Origin of the sequence: Paraliobacillus zengyii, from assembly GCF_003268595.1 — a bacterium.
Lineage (GTDB): Bacteria > Bacillota > Bacilli > Bacillales > Amphibacillaceae > Paraliobacillus_A > Paraliobacillus_A zengyii.
On sequence record NZ_CP029797.1, the window covers coordinates 1,655,678 to 1,677,742 of the forward strand.

At 36.1% G+C, this 22,065-nt stretch carries 20 protein-coding genes; 19 read left to right on the top strand and 1 reads right to left on the bottom strand.

Translation table 11 applies throughout. From position 1 onward, the window contains the following. The first annotated feature begins 76 nt into the window (after positions 1-76). From DM447_RS08395 to spoVM, 15 genes are all read left to right on the top strand, one after another. Positions 77-2,737: a calcium-translocating P-type ATPase, SERCA-type gene (locus tag DM447_RS08395; protein WP_255421348.1), complete on the top strand. Its 2,661-nt coding sequence runs from the start codon at positions 77-79 to the stop codon at positions 2,735-2,737. A gap of 956 nt (positions 2,738-3,693) precedes the next feature. Continuing rightward, positions 3,694-4,572 (top strand): YicC/YloC family endoribonuclease, encoded by an 879-nt coding sequence (locus tag DM447_RS08405; protein ID WP_157967302.1) that lies wholly within the window; start codon positions 3,694-3,696, stop codon positions 4,570-4,572. A gap of 107 nt (positions 4,573-4,679) precedes the next feature. Continuing rightward, positions 4,680-4,940: an extracellular matrix/biofilm regulator RemA gene (gene remA, locus DM447_RS08410; protein ID WP_112180793.1), complete on the top strand. Its 261-nt coding sequence runs from the start codon at positions 4,680-4,682 to the stop codon at positions 4,938-4,940. A gap of 44 nt (positions 4,941-4,984) precedes the next feature. After that, entirely contained in the window at positions 4,985-5,605 is a 621-nt protein-coding gene (gmk, locus tag DM447_RS08415; RefSeq protein WP_112180794.1) for a guanylate kinase, read from the top strand. Beyond that, positions 5,602-5,817 (top strand): DNA-directed RNA polymerase subunit omega, encoded by a 216-nt coding sequence (gene rpoZ, locus DM447_RS08420; RefSeq protein ID WP_112180795.1) that lies wholly within the window; start codon positions 5,602-5,604, stop codon positions 5,815-5,817. Before gmk ends, rpoZ begins: the two co-directional genes overlap by 4 nt. 108 nt (positions 5,818-5,925) lie before the next feature. Next, complete coding sequence (coaBC, locus tag DM447_RS08425; protein ID WP_112180796.1) at positions 5,926-7,131, top strand: bifunctional phosphopantothenoylcysteine decarboxylase/phosphopantothenate--cysteine ligase CoaBC; 1,206 nt, start codon at positions 5,926-5,928, stop codon at positions 7,129-7,131. Beyond that, complete coding sequence (gene priA / locus DM447_RS08430; RefSeq protein WP_112180797.1) at positions 7,128-9,536, top strand: primosomal protein N'; 2,409 nt, start codon at positions 7,128-7,130, stop codon at positions 9,534-9,536. Before coaBC ends, priA begins: the two co-directional genes overlap by 4 nt. A 14-nt stretch (positions 9,537-9,550) precedes the next feature. After that, positions 9,551-10,489, top strand: coding sequence for a methionyl-tRNA formyltransferase (fmt, locus tag DM447_RS08435; RefSeq protein WP_112180798.1), 939 nt, complete (start codon positions 9,551-9,553; stop codon positions 10,487-10,489). A gap of 1 nt (position 10,490) precedes the next feature. Further along, positions 10,491-11,837: a 16S rRNA (cytosine(967)-C(5))-methyltransferase RsmB gene (gene rsmB, locus DM447_RS08440; protein WP_112180799.1), complete on the top strand. Its 1,347-nt coding sequence runs from the start codon at positions 10,491-10,493 to the stop codon at positions 11,835-11,837. An 86-nt stretch (positions 11,838-11,923) separates the two neighbouring features. Next, complete coding sequence (locus DM447_RS08445; protein ID WP_112180800.1) at positions 11,924-12,682, top strand: Stp1/IreP family PP2C-type Ser/Thr phosphatase; 759 nt, start codon at positions 11,924-11,926, stop codon at positions 12,680-12,682. After that, positions 12,676-14,733 carry a Stk1 family PASTA domain-containing Ser/Thr kinase gene (gene pknB / locus DM447_RS08450; RefSeq protein WP_112180801.1) on the top strand — a complete coding sequence of 686 codons (2,058 nt, stop codon included), beginning with the start codon at positions 12,676-12,678 and terminating at the stop codon, positions 14,731-14,733. Before DM447_RS08445 ends, pknB begins: the two co-directional genes overlap by 7 nt. Positions 14,734-14,741: 8 nt before the next feature. After that, positions 14,742-15,623, top strand: coding sequence for a ribosome small subunit-dependent GTPase A (rsgA, locus tag DM447_RS08455; protein WP_112180802.1), 882 nt, complete (start codon positions 14,742-14,744; stop codon positions 15,621-15,623). A gap of 3 nt (positions 15,624-15,626) precedes the next feature. After that, the gene (gene rpe, locus DM447_RS08460; RefSeq protein ID WP_112180803.1) at positions 15,627-16,280 is read left to right on the top strand and encodes a ribulose-phosphate 3-epimerase; all 654 of its coding nucleotides are present in this window, start codon (positions 15,627-15,629) and stop codon (positions 16,278-16,280) included. A 26-nt stretch (positions 16,281-16,306) separates the two neighbouring features. Continuing rightward, positions 16,307-16,981 (top strand): thiamine diphosphokinase, encoded by a 675-nt coding sequence (locus tag DM447_RS08465; RefSeq protein ID WP_112180804.1) that lies wholly within the window; start codon positions 16,307-16,309, stop codon positions 16,979-16,981. Positions 16,982-17,018: 37 nt separating this feature from the next. After that, complete coding sequence (gene spoVM / locus DM447_RS18660; RefSeq protein ID WP_112182698.1) at positions 17,019-17,099, top strand: stage V sporulation protein SpoVM; 81 nt, start codon at positions 17,019-17,021, stop codon at positions 17,097-17,099. Positions 17,100-17,217: 118 nt separating this feature from the next. On the opposite strand, the gene rpmB is transcribed toward spoVM, so the two are convergent. Further along, positions 17,218-17,406, bottom strand: a complete 189-nt coding sequence (gene rpmB / locus DM447_RS08475; RefSeq protein ID WP_112180805.1) for a 50S ribosomal protein L28 — start codon at positions 17,404-17,406, stop codon at positions 17,218-17,220. A 443-nt stretch (positions 17,407-17,849) separates the two neighbouring features. Between rpmB and DM447_RS08480 the strand changes: the two genes are divergently transcribed. The 4 genes from DM447_RS08480 to sdaAA all read left to right on the top strand — a co-directional run bounded on the left by DM447_RS08480 (position 17,850) and on the right by sdaAA (position 22,061). After that, entirely contained in the window at positions 17,850-18,212 is a 363-nt protein-coding gene (locus DM447_RS08480; RefSeq protein ID WP_112180806.1) for an Asp23/Gls24 family envelope stress response protein, read from the top strand. A gap of 81 nt (positions 18,213-18,293) precedes the next feature. After that, positions 18,294-19,961: a DAK2 domain-containing protein gene (locus tag DM447_RS08485; protein WP_198663106.1), complete on the top strand. Its 1,668-nt coding sequence runs from the start codon at positions 18,294-18,296 to the stop codon at positions 19,959-19,961. A gap of 477 nt (positions 19,962-20,438) precedes the next feature. Next, positions 20,439-21,101: an L-serine ammonia-lyase, iron-sulfur-dependent subunit beta gene (gene sdaAB, locus DM447_RS08490; protein WP_112180807.1), complete on the top strand. Its 663-nt coding sequence runs from the start codon at positions 20,439-20,441 to the stop codon at positions 21,099-21,101. Between the two features lie 75 nt (positions 21,102-21,176). Continuing rightward, positions 21,177-22,061, top strand: a complete 885-nt coding sequence (gene sdaAA, locus DM447_RS08495) for an L-serine ammonia-lyase, iron-sulfur-dependent, subunit alpha (RefSeq protein WP_112180808.1) — start codon at positions 21,177-21,179, stop codon at positions 22,059-22,061. Positions 22,062-22,065 lie beyond the last annotated feature (4 nt).

The window sequence follows — 22,065 nt, forward strand, 5'->3', positions numbered from 1 at the left end:
ATTTCCTATTATAGCATTTTTTTGCGTATGTCTGCATAGATATGATTACGAGCGAAAGTAGATGGAGGAATGCGATGTGAATTGGTATCAGTTAAGTGAAGGAGAAGTCTTGGACAAGCTCGCAGTGAATCAAAAAGTTGGACTAACAAAAGAAGTTGTAACAGAACGCTTAAAGAAAACGGGGCCCAATCAGCTAGATGAAAAAAAGAAAGCATCTTTAATTTTTCTTTTCATAAAACAATTTCAGGATTTCATGGTATTTGTTCTGCTGGCTGCTACACTATTATCAGGCCTACTCGGTGAATATGTAGATGCAATTGCGATTATTGTAATTGTAGTAATTAATAGTTTTATAGGTTTTTTTCAAGAACAAAAGGCCGAGAAATCATTAACTAAATTAAAAGAATTGTCTGCCCCAGTAGCACACGTTCTACGAGATAAAGAATGGATGACTATTCCGTCCCAACAAGTAGTGATTGGGGACATTATTAAACTAACAAATGGGGATCGAATTGTTGCAGATATTCGAATCTGTCAAGGTGAAGGGTTAGAAATTGAGGAATCAGCTTTAACAGGGGAATCTGCACCCGTGCATAAAAAGGTAGCAAAGATTGCAACGGAAGAACTTGATTATGCTGACCAACAAAACATGGCTTTTATGGGAACGTTAGTGTCAAAAGGTACGGGTGTTGGTGTAGTTGTTGCGACTGGTATGCAAACAGTGATGGGTCAAATTGCTGATCTATTAGTACAAACGAAAGCCCAGCCAACACCGTTAGAAAGGAGATTGGCTGATTTAGGTAAAATACTTATTGTAATTGCTTTAATACTTACAGCTTTTGTTGTTTTTATTGGTGTATGGCAAGGGCATCCATTATACGATATGTTCTTAGCTGGGATATCGCTAGCAGTAGCGGCAATTCCAGAAGGATTACCAGCAATTGTTACAGTTGCCCTTTCTCTAGGTGTCCAACGAATGATTAAGAAGAAAGCAATTGTTCGAAAGTTATCTGCAGTAGAAACATTAGGGAGTACAACCGTAATTTGCTCAGATAAAACAGGAACAATGACTGAAAACAGAATGACAGTAAGACAAATATACACAAATCAACGTTTAATAGAAGTGACAGGCGAGGGTCACGCATTAACTGGTGCGTTTCAGGTAGAGGAAAAAAGTGTACCCGACAGGTTACTACGTGATGTTTTATTATATGGTATGGTCTGTAATCATGCAGCGCTGGCTAAAAAAAAGAAACACTGGCAGGTTGATGGCGATCCAACGGAAGGTGCTTTACTAATTGCAGCGCACAAAGCCCATCTTTCGGAAGACGATCGAAATGATTTCAAAATAATCAAAGAAATACCATTTGACTCAGATCGTAAGCGAATGACTGTTATTGTGGAAGATAAGCAAAAAAGACGTTTTGCGATTACAAAAGGAGCACCTGACGTATTACTTCCTCGTATTAATTATATGATGGATGATGGGGAACGTAGGCCTTTTACAAGTAAAGATAAAAATAGAATAGAAGAAAAATTAGATAGGATGACAGAACAGGCTTTACGAACAATTGCTATCTGCGTAAAACCAATTAAAACTGATATGTCTTTTGATCATACGTCAATTGAAAATAATCTTACTTTCGTTGGCTTAGTTGGAATGATGGACCCACCACGCAAGGAAGTGAAAAAGGCAATAAAGGCTTGTAAAAATGCTGGAATCAAAACAGTAATGATAACTGGAGATCATGCAAAGACTGCAGAGGCAATCGCAAAGCAGTTAGATATACTGCCTTTAGGTGGACAAGTCCTAAATGGATATGAACTAAATCATATGTCTGAAATGGAATTAGCTGACAGAGTTGATAATGTCTACGTATTTGCTCGTGTAACGCCTGCACACAAATTAAAAATCGTCCAAGCTTTACAGGCAAAAGGTCATATAGTAGCGATGACAGGTGATGGAGTTAATGACGCACCAGCAATGAAAGCAAGTGACATTGGTATTAGTATGGGTAAATCTGGTACTGACGTTGCCAAAGAAGCCTCTGCATTGGTATTACTTGACGACAACTTTGCGACGATTGAGGCAGCGATTGAAGAGGGAAGAAATATATACGAGAATATCCGGAAATTCGTACGTTATCTACTAGCCTCAAACGTTGGGGAAATATTGGTCATGTTATTTGCGATCGCTTTAGGCTTTCCATTACCACTAATTCCAGTCCAAATATTATGGGTTAACCTTGTAACAGATGGTTTGCCTGCTATGGCATTAGGACTTGACCAAGCAGAGAATAATGTGATGAAAACAAAACCTCGACCAGTAAAAGAAGGTATTTTCTCCAGAGGATTAGGTGTTAAAATATTAACACGTGGTTTACTGATCGGTGTCGTTACGCTAATAGCATTTATGACTGCCTATCAAAACGATCCGGCACATTTAACGTATGCTAGAACAATCGCCTTTACAACACTCGTAATGGCACAGCTCATTCATGTTTTTGATTGTCGAAGTGAACGTTCAATTTTTTCACGTAATCCATTTCAAAACATTTATTTGTTAGGTGCAGTATTTTCTTCCGTTGTTTTACTGATGGTTGTTATCTATTACCCGCCATTGCAAGTTGTTTTCGAGACAGTCGATCTTCATTTACGTGACTGGATATTTATCTTATCACTTAGTGCAATTCCGACAGTCTTATTTGGATTCACCAAGAACACAGCTAAGTCGTAAGAAATTATAACTTTAAACAAAAAGTAAATAAGGCAATCAAATAACCGAGCTATAATAGATGATAATTCAACTATAGTTCGGTTTTTTGATTTAGTTTAGAAAAGTAGACATTTATTATGAAATACTCAACTTTCTCAATTAAAAAATAAGCACTAAGCGTTTGCTGTTATAAGTTTGGCGTGTGTTCATTATAAGCTTGACACTAATTAATTACTGAATAAACATAGACTCTGTCGTAAATAAGAATTTCTAGAACCGCTCCTCAAATGAAATTGACTCCCTTTCCGCAGGCACGGCCTCAGCTAACTCGGATAAGCAAAGATCGCTTTCCGAGTGGATATTCAGCCCGTGGGATTGCGATTACTCATCCCATCGAAAACATGTGCTGTTCCTGCAGGAGTGTCGTCAATTTCATTTGATACGCTGGTTTTAGTCCATGAATTAAAAATTGTGTAAAATGCTGCTTTATTATTTGTAATTAAAGGGTAACTAAAACACGAGTTAGACTCAATAAACAGCGCTTTATCACCTGTTTCAAAAAAAGGTACGCTATCCAGCGAAGGTAGCAAATGGTTGACACTCCTGTGGGAACAGCGCAAACCGAAGATCCTCTATAGAAGCGTTCTTTGCTTCTATAGATAGCTGAGGTTGTGCCCACGGAAAGGGAGACCATTTGCTACTGTAGCGTGTCTAAGGTTGTAAGATACCTTATGTCACAGTTTCTCTCACGTGCGCCAGATCAAACGCACTTATGATTACCAAAGAGGTGTGAAGTCAACTTTAAGACTATCTTGTTATACCAAGAATTAAGTGTCTGTTTTACAGATTGAAAGTTGAGTTATATATTAAGAATTAGTGAATTTCGTTATGTTCCGTCTCATTTTTATATTCATGCCTTTTTTTGCTATACTACTATTATATATTTAAGAATGAATTATAAAATTGGATGTGATGATGTGACAAATAGTATGACGGGATTTGGTAGAGAAGTTAGAATTGTAGATGGTACTGTCATCGCCGTAGAAATCAGAAGCGTGAACCAACGTTTTCTTGATATCTCACTAAAACTACCACAAGCTTTTTCTATGTTTGAAGATAAAATCAAAAAAAATGTCCAACGTTATTTTTCACGGGGGAGAATAGAAGTCTTTATTTCAATAGAAGGTAAAGGATTTGTCAAACGTGATTTACAAGTGGACTGGAACCTTTTTGATCAATATATTACTATGTTTCACACGGTGCAGTCACGTTATGATTTAGCAGATGATGTGACGGTCGCGATGATACCGAAACTAAATGAAGTTTTAGCCGTTCAAGAAACAGATCAAGAAACGGATGAGTTAAAAGATGCAATTTTAGTCAGCGTTGAAAAAGCATGTCAACAAGTTTGGGATATGCGTATAAAAGAAGGCCAGGCATTAAAGGAAGATATGGTAACAAGAATAGAAAAAATAGAAAAAATCATAAATATGTTGGGTGAACGACGAGAAACTGTTATAATAGAATATCGGGAGCGAATTCAAAATAGAATCAAGTCCTACACACTGGAAATGCTTCCTGATGATAATAAAATATATCATGAAATTGCCTTGTTAGCTGAAAAGGGAGACATAACAGAAGAAGTTACACGATTACATAGTCATCTCAAACAGTTTAGCATGACGGTTGATCAAGAACAGGTAATGGGTAGGAAATTAGAATTTATTTTACAAGAAATGCTTCGCGAAACAAATACAATAGGCTCTAAATCAAATGATTCATTAATTAGCGAGTGGGTTGTGACGTTAAAAACAGAAATGGAGAAATTGAAAGAACAAATTCTTAATGTTGAATAAATATTTTCATCATATGCTAAATTGTACTATAATATATAGGAATACAAAGTAAAAGTAGATTAAGATTAACCGTACACGGAGATGATGTACATAGAGGGGGAGCAAGATTGAGTTTAAGATTGATAAACATAGGATTCGGGAATGTCGTCTCGGCTAACCGTATTATCTCTATCGTATCACCAGAGTCTGCACCAATAAAGAGAATTATTACGGTTGCGCGAGATAATAATAAATTAGTAGATGCAACTTATGGCCGTAGAACAAGAGCTGTAATTATTACAGATAGTGATCATGTTGTCTTGTCAGCTGTTCAACCTGAAACTGTAGGTCAACGTGTTCTAAGTCATGAGGAAATGATAGATGAATAAACAGTAGACATGAATGAAAATTCGTGCAAACAGGAGGATGTATGTTGATCAAGGAGAAAGGTATTTTATTTGTATTATCAGGTCCGTCAGGTGTGGGAAAAGGAACCGTTCGTAAAGCGTTATTTGAAAGAGATACAGCTTTACAGTATTCTATTTCAATGACTACGAGACAAAAACGTGTTGGTGAACAAGAAGCAGTTGATTATTTTTATCGGACAAAAGATGAATTTGAATCAATGATTAAAGACAATCAATTATTAGAATATGCCGAATATGTTGGTAATTATTATGGTACACCACGTGAATATGTAGAAGAGACTTTAGAACTTGGAAGAGATGTATTCTTAGAGATTGAAGTACAAGGTGCACTACAAGTTAAAGAAAATTTCCCTGAGGGTGTTTTTCTTTTCTTATCACCACCTAGTCTAGAAGAATTAAAAACACGTATTGTTAACCGCGGTACGGAAAGCGATGCATTAGTTGCAAATAGATTGGATGCGGCCAAAGAAGAGATTGAAATGATGGACGCTTATGACTATGTTGTTGTAAATGATCAAGTCGAAGTGGCTGTGGATAAAGTCCAGGCAATTGTAAAAAGTGAACATTGTAAGAGAGAACGTGTGGCAAAACAATATAAGAAAGTGTTGGAGGTTGATTCATTATGATGTTAGAACCGTCTATTGATAAGCTACAATTAATCATTAATTCAAAATACACATTAGTAACGTTAGCGTCTCGACGTGCGAGACAAATTCAGGTAACGAAAAAACATCAGTTAGAAAATCCTAACTCATTTAAACAAGTTGGAATTGCTTTAGAAGAAATTCAAGCAGGTAAGCTTACTTACATTGCAACTGATGTTAAGGAAAGAAGATAAACACAGACTATTCTTTAGTATTCCCTCGTTTGCACTCTGCAGGCGAGGGTTTCTTCTATAAATAATCATCCAATAAGATATAAACTGTTTTTTGAAAGGAGAAATGACATGCTAAATGGTTTACATGTTGTACTCGGAGTAACAGGCGGCATTGCTGCGTATAAAGCTTGTGCACTAACAAGTAAATTGGTCCAAAAGGGTGCAGAAGTAAAAGTTATTATGACAGAAAGTGCACAGGAGTTTGTCAGTCCGTTAACTTTTCAGGCATTATCTCGTAATCCAGTTTACACAGATACATTCGATGAAAAAGACGTAGAAAAAATAGCTCATATTGATTTAGCAGATTGGGCTGATTTATTTATTCTAGCACCCACAACAGCGAATATGATTGGTAAAATAGCTAATGGGATTGCTGATGATATGTTATCCACTACTGTTACTGCAACAGAAGCAGATGTTTATATAGCACCGGCAATGAACGTACATATGTATGCACATCCTGCTGTAGTTGACAATATGAAGAAATTAGACGCATGGGGTTATAAATTTATTGAACCAGGTGATGGTTACCTTGCATGTGGGTACGTAGGTAAAGGAAGATTAGAAGAACCAGAAACAATCATAGCTGTTTTGGAAGAAACCAGAAAGACGGGTCAACCGTTAGCAAATCAAAAGGTTTTAATTTCAGCGGGTCCAACGCAGGAGAAAGTTGATCCTGTTCGTTTTTTTACAAATCATTCTTCTGGTAAGATGGGTTTTGCTTTAGCTGAAGTAGCAGCACAATTAGGTGCAGAGGTAACCCTTATTTCAGGACCTGTAGAATTAGATACGCCGGCTAATGTAAATCGTGTGGACATTGTATCAGCTAGTGAGATGCATGAGCAAATGAATCATTATTTTACCGCTAGTGATATTGTAATTAAAGCAGCTGCAGTTGCAGATTATCGACCTAAAACAACGTATGACAAAAAGATGAAAAAGAAAGACGGCGACTTAATACTTGAATTAGAACGGACGACAGATATCTTAAAAGAATTAGGTAGTAATAAAACCAATCAATTTTTAGTGGGATTCGCTGCTGAAACAGATAATGTCCTCGATCATGGCCAAAAGAAATTAGCGAGCAAAAACTTGGATGCGATTGTTATTAATGATATTCAAGCTAAAGGTGCTGGTTTCAAATCAAATACAAATGATGTAACGTACGTGCATCGTTCTGGTGCTGCTACGCATTTTGCTTTGGCGTCAAAAAAGGAAATAGCAAAACAAATTTTAGAACAAATAATCAACGATTTAAAGGCTGATGAAAAGTGAATATTGCTAAAGTAGTAGTTGATGTGCCTGCCTCCCAAACTAACCGTGTATTCGATTACGAGATACCAGAAAAGTTAAATGGGTCGATACATCGAGGCATGCGTGTCATTGTTCCATTTGGACCTAGAAAGATTATGGGGTATGTCCTAGAGCTTACAGACCATTCTGATTTCTCTCCACTAAAGAAGATTGTAGAATTAATGGATATCACCCCTGTGTTAACAGATGAATTATTGGATTTAGGTAAATGGTTGGCTGAACATACGATAAGTTTTTATATTTCCACCTTTCAGGCAATGCTACCACAAGCTTTAAAGGCGTCCTATAAAAAAACGTTGCATCGTTTAACTGATGAGAAGCTATCTGATGAGTTAGAGGTATTGTTTGCTGATCGTGATTACCTAGAGTATGAAGAGTTTGTTGAAAGATCGGGATCCCATAAATACTTGCAACAAGCAATAAAAACAGATCTAGTAGAGATGATTTACCAAGTAAACTCGAAAGAAACATTTAAAAAACAAACAATGATCGAAGCTGGTAAAGATCCGTTAGAATTAGAAGAAATAATTGCTGATTTACCAAAGCAAGCAAAGAAAAAAATAGAAATTCTCCGTTATTTTCAAGATAACAGAGAAATAATCTTAAAGCGTGACTTCTTGAAAAAGTTGCATACAACACAGGCAACAATAAAACCATTAATAGATGAAGGTTTATTAATAGAAAAAAAGCAAGAGATATACCGAAATCCTTTCAATGATGATGAAGTAGAGCGCACCAATGCACTTCCTTTAATGAAACAACAAGTTAAAGTAATGGAGCCGATAGTTGAGTCACTTGATACGGCTAGTCACGACGTTTTTCTTTTGCATGGTGTAACAGGAAGCGGGAAGACAGAAGTTTATTTACAGTCTATTCAGCATGTATTAGAACAAGGGAAAGAAGCTATCGTTTTAGTGCCAGAGATCTCATTAACACCACAAATGGTTACGAGGTTTAAAGGTAGATTCGGCTCACAAGTTGCTGTCATGCATAGTGCGCTATCAAAAGGTGAAAGATTTGATGAGTGGCGTAAAATTCAACGTAAGGAAGTAAATGTGGTTGTTGGTGCAAGATCGGCTATTTTTGCACCATTTGAAAATGTTGGCCTTATTATTATAGATGAGGAGCACGAAACGAGCTATAAACAGGAAGAACATCCACGTTATCATACCCGTGATGTGGCGATTTATCGAGGGGAATATCATCAATGTCCTGTCATTTTAGGAAGTGCGACACCAACATTAGAATCATATGCAAGAGCTGGTAAAGGTATATATCAGCTGTTATCGATGCCAGACCGAATGAATGAAACAAAAATGCCAGATGTACATATTGTTGATATGCGAGAAGAACTTCATGCTGGAAATAGAACAATGTTTTCTAGACAATTAAAAGAAGAAATTGAAAAGCGTATCGAACGAAAAGAACAAATAGTCTTATTTTTAAATCGTCGAGGGTATTCAACCTTTGTAATGTGCCGCGATTGTGGATACGTCATTAATTGTCCGCATTGTGATATTGCATTAACTTATCATCGGAAAACAGAAAAGTTAAAGTGTCATTATTGCAGTTATGAAGAAAAGATGCCTGATAAATGTCCAGATTGCTTAAGTGAAACAATTCGCTATTTTGGTACTGGTACACAAAAGGTGGAAGAAGCAATTCAAGAAATGATTCCTGCAGCACGCGTGATTCGGATGGATGTTGATACGACAAGACGTAAGGGTGCACATGAAAAGTTATTAGATCAATTTGGCAATCATGAAGCGGATATTTTATTAGGTACACAAATGATTGCAAAAGGTTTAGACTTTGCTAATGTTACATTAGTTGGTGTGCTAGCTGCAGATAGTTTGTTACATTTACCTGATTTCCGTGCTTCTGAAAAGACATTTCAACTTTTAACACAAGTAAGTGGACGTGCGGGAAGACATCATCTACCAGGAGAAGTTGTCATTCAAACTTATACACCAGATCATTACAGTGTTGAACTAGCAGCACAATATGACTATGAGACCTTTTTTAAACAGGAGATGTTATTACGTAAGACTTATAATTATCCGCCATACTATTTTCTAACATTAGTAACGGTCTCACATCCAAATGAATTAAAAGCAATGGAAGTGACAAAGACGATTACACAGTTATTAATTAAACACTTATCTAGTCAAGTGCGGGTTTTAGGCCCTACACCTTCACCAATCACAAGGATAAAAGATAGATATCGCTATCAATGCATGATAAAATACAAAAATGAACCAGAACAACGGCGTGTTTTACAGCGAATTTTAGCTTACTATGAAAAAGAGATTCAAAAAAATGATTTACTAATCCAAATTGATTTACAACCATATCAATTAATGTAGAAATGAGGTATTTGATGCAGAATGTCGTATTTATGGGGACACCAGATTTCGCCGTCCCTATTTTAAAACAGTTAGTAGAGGATAAATATAATGTTGTATTAGTTGTCACACAACCAGATCGTCCTAAAGGTAGAAAGAGACAATTGACACCGCCACCAGTTAAAGAGGAAGCAATGAAGCAAGGTATTCCAGTATACCAACCAGAAAAAGTTAAAGATACTTTTCAAGATATCTTAGCTTATGAGCCTGACATTATTGTGACAGCTGCCTTTGGACAGATTTTACCAAAAGCGTTATTGGAAGTTCCTAAATTTGGCTGTATTAATGTACATGCTTCTCTCTTGCCAGAACTTCGTGGTGGTGCACCAATTCACTATGCACTACTCCAAGGCAAAAGAGAAACAGGTATAACCATAATGTATATGGCCGAAAAGTTAGATGCAGGAGCGATTATCTCACAGGCTAAAATCGCCATTAATCACGATGACCATGTCGGATCATTACACGAGAAGTTAGCTGGAGTTGGTGCATCACTTTTACAGGAAACATTACCAACTATTTTAGAGCAAACGGCGCAACCGGTAGAGCAAGATGAAACACTTGTTACGTATGCACCAAATATTAAACGAGAACAAGAAAAAATAGATTGGAACGAAACGAATCACGAAATATATAATCATATTAGAGGACTTCACCCATGGCCTGTCGCAAGTACAACACTAAATGGGAATAATATTAAAATTTGGTGGGGAGAAGTAGACCCTACTACTTATCCAAACAAGCCAGGTGAAATAGTAGCTGTTAGCCCTGAAGGGATCATTGTTTGTTGCGGTAATAAAGAAGGCATTAAGATTACTGAAATACAACCTTCAGGAAAAAAGAAAATGTCTGTTGCAGATTTTGTACGTGGGAGCGGTCAATCATTAAAAGCAGGGGAAAAGTTGGGAGAATAAAATGAAGAAAAAAAATGTACGCGCAAGTTCATTAGATATATTATTACGGATAGGTGATAATGGTGCTTTCAGTCATTTATTAATTGATCATACGATCAAGTCAAATGAGTTATCTACATTAGATCAATCATTATTAACAGAGATAGTTTATGGTACCCTGCAACGAAAACTAACATTGGATTATTTCGTAACCCATTTTGTGAAAAAACCCGAAAAATTAGCGTCATGGGTAAAATGGTTGCTTTATCTATCCTTCTATCAAATGCATTATTTAGAAAAAGTTCCGGATCATGCGATTATTAACGAGGCTGTTACGATTGCTAAAAAAAGGGGACATGAAGGTATTTCTTCATTAGTTAATGGCGTATTACGGAGTGCGCAGCGAAGCGGTTTTCCTTCATTTGATAAGATTTCAGATGATGTGGAGCGTCTCAGTTTAGAAACAAGTCATCCATTGTGGTTGGTAAAACGCTGGGTGAAAACCTATGGTATAACTAAGACAGAATTGATTTGTCATGCTAACTTACATACAAAACCGATGACTGTTCGTGTACAACCATTAAAAATAACACGAGATGATGCAATGAAAGTACTGGAAGATGAGGGCTATGAGGTAGAAGCATCTCTTTTCTCAGAACAAGGAATTGTTGTTGTCAAAGGTAATGTATTAAAAAGTGACTTATTTAGTAAAAATAGTTTGTCAATTCAAGATCAAAGTTCGATGCTAGTAGCGGAAATGTTACAATTAGAAGAGAATCAAATTGTCTTAGATGCTTGTAGTGCTCCAGGTGGAAAGACAACACATATAGCTGAAAAACTAAAGAATACAGGTCAAATTTTCGCCTATGATTTGCTTGAGAAGAAAGCAGACCTTGTTGCAAAAAAAGCAGGTATATTGGGCTTAACCAATATTGAGACAAAGGGAGCTGATGCGAGAAACTTAGATGTCTATCATAATCCGAATACATTTGATCGCATATTAGTGGATGCACCTTGCTCAGGTTTAGGAGTTATTAGAGGGAAGCCAGATATTAAATACAATAAAAGTGAAGCAGATATTAATAAATTAGCAACCATTCAGATGTCATTATTAGAAAATGTTGCACAATTATTAAAAAATGATGGTAAACTTTTATATAGTACATGTACAGTTGATAAGGAAGAGAATGAAAAAGTAGTAGAAGCCTTTTTACTAGCTAATACGGACTTTGAAATAGATAAGTCTTTTTTCGAAACATTACCGACATTCATCCAAAATGCGCCTGGTTTATCTGATCTAGGGTTACAAATATTCCCGGATGATTATCAAACGGATGGTTTTTTCTTAACTCGCTTGCAAAAGAAATGAAAAAGACATACGTTATAAGGACTAGTTTACCGTTACGTATACAATGAATTATAATGATGAAGAATGAATGATACGGGGTGAGATGAATGAAGCAATATTTTATAACGGATCAAGGAAAAGTAAGAGAACATAATGAAGATGCAGGTGGTATATTTCGTAATGCAGAAAATCAAGTTTTAAGTGTTGTAGCAGACGGGATGGGAGGCCATAAGGCAGGTGATGTGGCTAGTCAAATGGTTATCCATCACTTTCAACAAGAATGGCCAAAAACCACTAGCTTAACAACGAAAGAGGAAACGGAAGAATGGTTGACAAACTCAATTAAAGATATTAATCAAAAAGTTTATGATCATGCACAGGAAAATAAAGAATGTGCTGGTATGGGCACAACGGTGGTGGCTGCAATATTTTCTTGTGATTTTGTTTCTATCGCGCATATTGGTGATAGCCGTTGTTATCTTTATCATGATCAAACACTTCGACAAGTAACAGAGGACCATTCACTCGTCAATGAACTTGTTCGATCTGGTCAAATTTCAAAAGAAGATGCTGAATTTCATCCTCGTAAAAATGTTTTGATGAGAGCATTGGGCACAGATAAAAATGCAGAACCAGATGTAAGATCAGAAGAATGGAAAGAAAAGGATCGTATACTGATTTGCTCAGATGGTTTATCTAATAAAGTCAGTGATAAAGAATTCAATGAATATTTGCAGAAGGATGATTCACTTGACCAAATTGGAAAACAATTAGTTAATCTAGCTAATGATCGCGGTGGAGAAGACAATATCACGATTACTTTATCTGAATATGAAACAGTAAGAGAAGGTGATCCATCGTGTTAGAAGGTCGATTACTGAATGACCGTTATAAGGTAATAAAGACGATTGGCGGCGGTGGAATGGCCAACGTATATCTAGGCCATGACACTATTTTAGATCGTGAAGTAGCTATTAAAGTATTGAAACTAGAATATGCAAATGATGAAGAATTTATTACCCGTTTTCATCGTGAAGCCCATTCTGCAACAAGTTTATCTAATCCTAATATAGTTAATATATATGACGTCGGCGATGAAGATAATATATACTACATGGTTATGGAGTATGTCGATGGGATGACTTTAAAAAAATATATTCAATTATACGGTCCAATCCAAGTTGAAGAAGCGATTGCAATTATGAGACAAGTTACATCTGCAATTGATCATGCCCATGAAAATGATATTGTTCATCGTGACATTAAACCCCAAAACATTTTAATTGATCCTTTTGGTCAAGTTAAAGTGACTGATTTTGGTATAGCATTGGCTTTAAGTGCTACCTCATTGACGCAAACCAATTCTGTATTAGGTTCTGTTCATTATCTTTCACCAGAACAGGCGCGCGGAGGGAACGCAAATAAAAAATCCGATATCTATTCACTAGGTATTGTCCTCTATGAATTGTTGACTGGGCGGATACCTTTCTCTGGACAATCTGCAGTTTCGATTGCCTTAAAACACTTACAATCTAATACGCCCTCCATTAGACAATGGAATGAAGAAATACCACAAAGTATTGAAAATGTTGTTTTAAAAGCAACAACAAAAGATCCATTCTATCGGTATGATTCGGTAGATGCTTTTGAGCAAGATTTAATAACTGCTTTAGACCCATCTCGTTTGAATGAGCCAGCTTTTTTCCCGCCTGAAGAAGAGGGCGAGTCAACAAAAGCAATTCCGATCATAACGGAAAAATCTTTTGAAAAAAATAAATCAGCACAAGATACACTCGTTCACACTAAAAATAATGTTGGAAATGAACAACCAACAGAAAATGAAACAGATATAAAAACAGGTAAAAATAAAAAAGCTAAGAAAAAGAAATCCAAAAAAAAGAAAGTTTTTATTTGGTTGATAATAGTATTCTTTGTTCTAATAAGTTCAGGTCTGTTTGCATTATTTGTATTGCCTAATTGGCTCCAACCAGATGATATAACGGTTCCTGAGTTAGAAGGAGAAACATATAGTGATGCTTTACAAGAACTTGTAGAACTTGGTTTAGAAGTAGAACGTGAAGATGATTTCTCAGAAGAAATTCCGGAAGATCACGTAACGAGAACGAACCCTGAGGCAGGCATAAATATTAAAGAAGGCTCCTCGATAACAGTTTATGTTAGTCAAGGAAAAGAAACAGAAGATATTGCTGATTATGTAGGGCAGAATTATGATCAAGTAGAACGAATTCTCCTGCAACTAGGTTATCAAGACGTTCAGAGAAACGATACCTATTCTGATCAACCAGAAGGACAGATTTTAGAACAGGTTGAACCTTCACCAAATAGTGCGGTGGTTCCTTCTGATACTATTGTTATATTCGATGTTAGTGCTGGAGAAAAAATGATCACGTTAGATGACTTAACTGGCATGAGTGAAGATGATGCAAGAGAGTATCTAGCAGCAAATAATTTATCCGCCAATATAGAAGAAAGTAATTCAGATGAAGTCGCTGACGGAGATGTGATTAGTCAATCTCCAAGTGCAGGTAGTGAGGTGGCAGAGGATACTGTTGTCGATCTTGTTGTTTCAATAGGAGAAGAAGAACAGCCTCCTATAACACATAGCGTTTCCTTTACAATACCATATACTGGTGACACTACAAATAACGGTAATGGTGATGAAAATGGAAATGGAAATAATGAGAATGCCACAAGTGAAGCACAAGAAGTGCGTATCTATATTAGTGATATGAATAATGATCTTACGAGCTTGTATGAAACAGAGTCCATTACGGAGGATACGGAGTTTTCTGTTAGACTTACGATCGCACCAGGTGAGACTGCAACTTACAAAGTTGAAAGAGAAGATCAAGTAATCTTGCAAAAAACGATTGCATATGAAGATGTAGAGGGGTGAGTGAATGGATGCCTGAAGGTAAAATTATGAAAGCATTAAGCGGCTTTTATTACGTGAAAAGTGATCAAAATATATATCAATGCAGAGGACGAGGATTATTTCGTAAACAAAAAATCACGCCATTAGTTGGTGATGATGTCCAATTTGATATTAGCAATCCGAATGAAGGCTATATTTTTGAAATAAAAGAACGTAAAAATGAATTAAGACGCCCACCTATAGCGAATATTGATCAAGCTGTTATTGTCGTGTCAGCTAAAGAACCTGATTTTAGTTCCCTACTATTAGATCGTTTTTTATTATTAGTAGAAGCGAATCAAATAGAACCTGTTATATTTATTTCAAAAGTAGACATGCTTTCTGCTGAAGAGCTAGAAAAAATTAATATGTATCAGGAAATTTATCGTTCTACTGGCTATCAGGTTGAAGTGTCATCAACGAAAGATGGTTCTGATCTGCAACAACTAATGCCTTATTTCTCGAATAACATATCGGTTATAGCTGGACAATCAGGTGTGGGTAAATCATCGTTATTAAATAAATTGAATCCACAACTTGATATCGAGACAGACGAAATTTCAACTAGTCTGAATCGTGGTAAACATACAACGAGGCATGTTGAACTTGTAGAAATTGCAGAAGGTTTAGTTGCGGATACACCTGGATTTAGTTCATTGGAATTTGATCAAATTGATTTAGAAACGTTACCTGTTTGCTTTCCTGAAATGAGAAGCAGACAGAATGATTGTAAATTCCGTGGCTGCATGCATATTAATGAGCCGAAGTGTGCCATTAAAGCAGCCGTAGAAAATGAAGAAATCGCATCTTTCCGATACAAACATTATGTTTCATTTTATCACGAAATTCATACAAGAAAGCCGAGGTATTAAAAGATGACAAAAATTGCCCCATCTATTCTATCAGCTGATTTTGCACGATTGAAAGATGAAATTACAGACGTGGAACGAGGGGGAGCCGATTATATTCATGTTGATGTAATGGACGGCCACTTTGTTCCCAACATAACAATTGGACCACTTATTGTTAATGCTATTCGTCCAGTTACTACGTTACCTTTAGATGTGCATTTAATGATTGATAATCCAGATGACTATATTGACGCTTTTGCTGATGCTGGAGCAGATATTATTTCTGTTCATGTCGAAGCTTGTGTGCATTTACACCGCACGATTCATGCGATTAAAGCAAGAGGAGTAAAAGCGGGAGTTGTAATCAATCCTGGTACACCTGTAGAAATGCTCTACCCTATTTTAAAAGATGTCGATTTAGTCTTGTTTATGACTGTAAATCCTGGCTTTGGTGGGCAGTCCTTTATCGCAGATGTATTGTCGAAGGTTGAACAAGCAGCTATTTGGAGAAGAGAATTTGCCCCTCATGTGGAGTTTGAAGTTGATGGTGGTATTAATGAAGAAACTGCCAAATTGTGTACAGATGCAGGTGTCGATGTGTTAGTTGCAGGAAGCGCTATTTTCAATCAACAGGATCGACATGAAGCAATTGAGATCATTCGAAATGCAACAAAATAAAGTTTGTGCATAAAAGGGGTAAGATTATGTATACTGTAGCCATTGTAGCGGGAGGTCCTGCTTCATTTATTCCAAACTTAACATTATACCAGAATCAAGTTGACTACTGGATTGGTGCAGATAAAGGTTCTTACCGTTTAGTAGAGGAAAATATGAGTCTAGATCTAGCAATTGGCGATTTTGATTCGATAACTGAAGATGAATTTAGTAAGGTGAAAGAGCATGCAAAAAAAATAAATGTTTTTTCAATTGAAAAGGATGAAACTGATCTAGATTTAGCTATTTTAGAAGCAATGGCTTTAAAGCCTAATAAATTACTTATCTTTGGTGCTACAGGTGGTCGAATGGACCACACACTGGCTAATATTCAATTACTCTCCCGATTAAAACAGGACATCCAAACTAGTATAATTGATTCTCAAAATGAAATTTCTTTATTTCGTCCTGGAAACTATGAGATTGAGGAAAATCACAATTTACCGATGATCTCCTTTATTCCTTTAACACCTGCTGTAGCAGGTTTATCTCTTGAAAATTTCTACTATCCGTTAGAGGATAAATTAATTGAATGGGGATCAACTCTATGTCTTTCCAATAAGCTTATTCGGAAAAAAGGTACTTTTTCTTTTGATACAGGCATATTAATAATGATAAAGAGCCGTGATGTACTTATTAGGCATGGTAATCATACAATAATATGAAGTATTTTTTGTCATAAGGAAAAGAGGAGGGGTTCTCATTAAATTTTATACCTTTAAACTCCCAAGGTTCATTGGTGGCTTCGTTCGAGTAATCATGGGTTCATTTAAAAAGAATTAATTTGTTCCGTATGTGAAAGTGGCATAACAAAAAAGCACCTAATCATAGGTGCTTTTTTGTTAAATAAGTATATCTTTTATTGAATAGTAAAAACTAATCATTAAAGCACTACTTATAATTATACGCGCTCTACTTTACCAGATTTCAATGCACGAGTAGAAACATAAACACGTTTCGGTTTACCATCTACCATAATGCGAACTTTTTGCACGTTAGCTTTCCATGTGCGTTTATTAGAGTTCATTGCGTGCGAACGGTTATTTCCAGTTGAAGTTTTACGTCCAGTTATAACACATTTTCGTCCCATATTAATCCCTCCTACTTACATCTATCTCATTACATACTTATATAATTTATCACAAATATACGGATAATGCAATCTATAGTTGAATAAAGTAAGAACGATCAAAATGATCACGAATTAATTACTACTAATAAGCAAAACCTTCAATTTTTAGACAAAAAGTAGCTTTATAATAGGAATATAAAGCAGATTCGCTTGACAGAATTTAAGTTTTCGTCCATTGTATAAAGGGGTTTATCAAGGTTATGGAAGACTTAGGTCCTTAATACACGGATTTATTCAAGTACATACTAACCAATGAAACAGTTTTTTGTTAAAGGTACAAGGTGAAACGGCTTTCATAATTAATTTGTTTGTTGTAATATGAAGATAACCGAACTGTTTTATATGTTAAACTGAAATTATAAGTAAAAGAATAGCAAGATATGACTAAGGAGGATAATGTTATGTCTATTGAATTAACTACAAAAGACGGACATGTCACAATTACAAATGAAGTAATCTCTACAGTTGCCGGTGGAGCAGCTATTGAGTGCTATGGTATTGTTGGTATGGCTTCAAAAAACCAACTGAAAGATGGAATTGCGGAAATTTTACGTAAAGAAAACTTTTCTAAAGGTGTTGTCGTTCGTCAAGATGATGACCTTATTAGTATTGATATGTATATTATTGTAAGTTATGGTACAAAGATTTCTGAAGTAGCTCATAACGTACAATCTCAGGTAAAATATACATTGGATAAAACATTAGGATTACCAATTCATGCAATTAATATTTTCATTCAAGGTGTAAGGGTACAAGCAGAATAAAAAATAAAAGTTGTAATAAATAAAATGCTAGCTACAAATTGAAACGTGTTAAGTTTTTCGTTTACGAAGGAGGAAGTTCTAGTGGTTGTAAGAACTATAGAAGGCGCTAAGTTTGCACAAATGGTGCTACTTGGTGCAAACCATTTAACTAACAATGCAACAATGATTGATGCATTAAATGTTTTTCCAGTTCCTGATGGGGACACGGGTACAAATATGAATTTATCAATGACTTCAGGCGCTGCCGAAGTAAAGAAATTAGAGAATGAATCTGTAACAGTAGTATCTGAAGCATTTGCAAAAGGCTTGTTAATGGGTGCACGTGGAAATTCAGGTGTGATACTTTCACAACTATTTCGCGGTTTTGCAAAAGGTGTGAATGGTGCTGAAGTTCTTGATACAAAAACATTCGCAAAGGCTTTGCAAACAGGTGTTAATACAGCTTATAAAGCTGTTATGAAACCGGTTGAAGGGACAATTTTAACTGTAGCAAAAGATACCGCTAAAAAAGCAGTAGAATTAGCTGAAACTACTGAGGACATCATTGTATTTATGGAAGGTGTCTTAAAAGCTTCTAAAAAATCGCTTGCGCATACACCGGAATTATTACCAGTTTTGAAAGAGGTTGGTGTAGTAGATAGTGGTGGACAAGGTTTAGTAGTTATATATGAAGGGTTTTTAGCATCCTTAAAAGGAGAGGCTTTACCTGAATCTGCAAATGCGACGGTTGAAATGGATGATTTGGTAAACGCTGAACATCATAAACTTGTTCAAGATTATATGCGAACAGAGGATATCGAATTTGGTTATTGTACTGAATTTATGGTTAAATTTGAAGATGAAAAATTAAAAGAAAATCCTTATGATGAAGAAGTATTTCGTCAAGAGCTAAGTGAACTAGGTGATTCATTATTAGTTGTATCTGATGATGAAATTATTAAAGTCCATGTGCACGTAGAATATCCTGGTCAAGCTATAGATTTAGGCCAGCGTTTTGGAAGCTTTATTAGTATTAAAGTTGAAAATATGCGTGAGCAACATACTTCTATTGTCGGTGATAAGGTTAAAACGAAAGAAAAGCCAAAGAAAAAGCAAGATTATGCGATCGTATCTGTTGCAATGGGTGATGGATTAAAAGAATTGTTAGAAAGTCTTGGTGCATCAGTTGTCATTCAAGGTGGACAAACAATGAATCCTAGTACGCAGGACATTACACATGCAATTGAAGAAGCGCATGCTAAACGCGTAATTATATTACCTAACAATAAAAATATTGTCATGGCTGCTGAGCAAGCTGCAGATTTAAGTGAAGATGAAGTAATTGTTGTTCCAACGAAAACAATTCCACAGGGAATGAGCGCATTATTAGCCTTTCATCCTGATTCTTCGCTTGAGACTAACAAAGCGAATATGTTAGAAGCAAGTAAGCAAGTAAAAACTGGTCAGATAACATATGCAGTAAGAGATACGCAAATAGATGGGTTAACGATTGAAAATGGAAACTTTATGGGGCTTGCTGATAGTAAGATTATCGCAACAGGTAAAGATAAATTAGATGTTATCAAACAATTACTAGCAGAACTTGTTACAGAGGAAGATGAAATTGTAACGATCTTACAAGGTGAAGATGCTGCTGATGAAGAAATTGAGATCATCGAATCATACATTGAAGCGGAATTTGAAGACTTGGAAATAGAAGTTCATAAAGGAAATCAACCGATTTATTCTTATATTTTTGCTATAGAATAAGTAAGAAGGCTCAGGAGTAAGACCATATCCTGAGCTTTTCTTATGTTAGAAGTTTCGTTATACTAAGTTTACAACTTACGCAAGTATGAAACAGGTATTCAAGTCTTGATATAACAAGGAAGTCTGACAATCAAAATAGAAGTTGACTTCACGCTTCTTTTGAAATCGGCTGACGAACTTTTTGCTTTACTAAGTTAGCTGAAGCCGTGCCTACGGAAAGGGAGCCCATTTCGCTTGAGATGCGAGGCGAAAGCTCTGTTAAATGTCCATTTAACTAAAGATCGTTACGACATAGTCTGTGTTAATTCTGTAATTGACAATAAACTTATAAAAAACAGATCTCTAAAGAATGTCACATAATATAATTCAAACGAAACACATTCAACAATTAACGCTTATTTTTTTGTTGAGATAATTGAGTAAGAAAATATAAAACACGTTTAATAACTGAGGGAATTGAAAGGAGTGTCATTTCGAATGAAATACAAATCAGTTTTTGACATTATTGGTCCTGTTATGATTGGACCTTCAAGTTCTCACACAGCAGGTGCTGCAAGAATTGGTAGGGCTGCGAGAAATTTATTTGGAAATGAACCAGTTTGGGCAGATATTTATCTCTACGGGTCATTTGCTAAAACGTATAGAGGCCATGGTACGGATGTTGCAGTTATTGCAGGCTTATTAGACTATGATACTGATGACAGTCGAATTAGTATAGCATTGGAAATTGCACATTCAAAAGGTATTGCTGTCCACTTTTTTGAAGAAGAAAGTGCCGTTGAACACCCAAATACAATGCGAATTAAAATGGGTGTTGGTAATGAAACTTTTGAATTAGTGGGTATTTCTATCGGCGGTGGGAAAGTTGAAATTACGGAACTGAATGGTTTTGAATTGCATTTATCAGGAAACCATCCGGCTATCTTAATCATGCACAATGATCGTTTTGGTGCAATTGCATCTGTTACACAAATATTAGCAAAGCACGAAATTAATATTGGTAGAATGGAAGTATCACGTAAAGACATAGGCAAAGAAGCATTAATGGTAATTGAACTGGACCAAAACGTAAGTGAAGCGATAGAATTAGAATTAGATCAAGCTGACCACATCTTGCATGTTTCTAAAATTGTCGATTGATTCACATTACATATATACGAACTAGAACTAGAGTTAAATTATTAAATAAATAATAAGAATCAGGGAGGGATTTATTTGTTTCGAAACGTCGCAGAATTATTAACAATCACAGAAGAAAAAAATATTTCGATCTCTGAAGCAATGATCCTTCAAGAGATGAACTTGCATGGGAAATCTAGAGAACAGATAATGGCTCAAATGGAACGAAATCTAGATGTCATGGAAAAAGCAATAGAAGATGGTTTAAAAGGTGTCCGTTCTCATTCAGGTCTTACAGGTGGGGATGCGGTACTTCTACAAAACTATATAAAAACAAACAAACCACTTTCAGGCACGTTATTATTGGATGCTGTTAGTAAAGCGGTCGCAACAAATGAAGTAAACGCTGCTATGGGGTTAATTTGTGCTACACCGACAGCTGGAAGTGCTGGCTGTGTTCCGGGTGCTTTATTCGCAGTAAAAGAAAGATTAGAACCTTCTCGAGAAGAGATGATTCGTTTCTTATTTACATCTGGTGCTTTTGGATTTGTTGTTGCAAATAATGCTTTTATTTCCGGCGCTGCTGGTGGTTGTCAAGCAGAAATAGGTTCAGCTGCAGCAATGGCTTCGGCAGCTGTAGTAGAAATGTCTGGTGGGACACCGAAACAAAGTGCAGAAGCGTTTGCTATAACGTTAAAAAATATGTTAGGACTTGTTTGCGACCCTGTTGCAGGACTCGTTGAGGTACCATGTGTTAAGCGTAACGCAGCTGGAGCTTCTAATGCGATTGTATCAGCAGATATGGCTTTAGCAGGTATTGTTAGTAAAATTCCTTGTGATGAAGTTATAGGAGCGATGTATCGAATTGGAAGACAAATGCCATCAGCTTTACGAGAGACTGCAGAAGGTGGTCTTGCTGCTACACCAACTGGGCGAGCAATTGCTGCAAAAATTTACGGAAATACAGCAGAGAAAGAGTGAGATA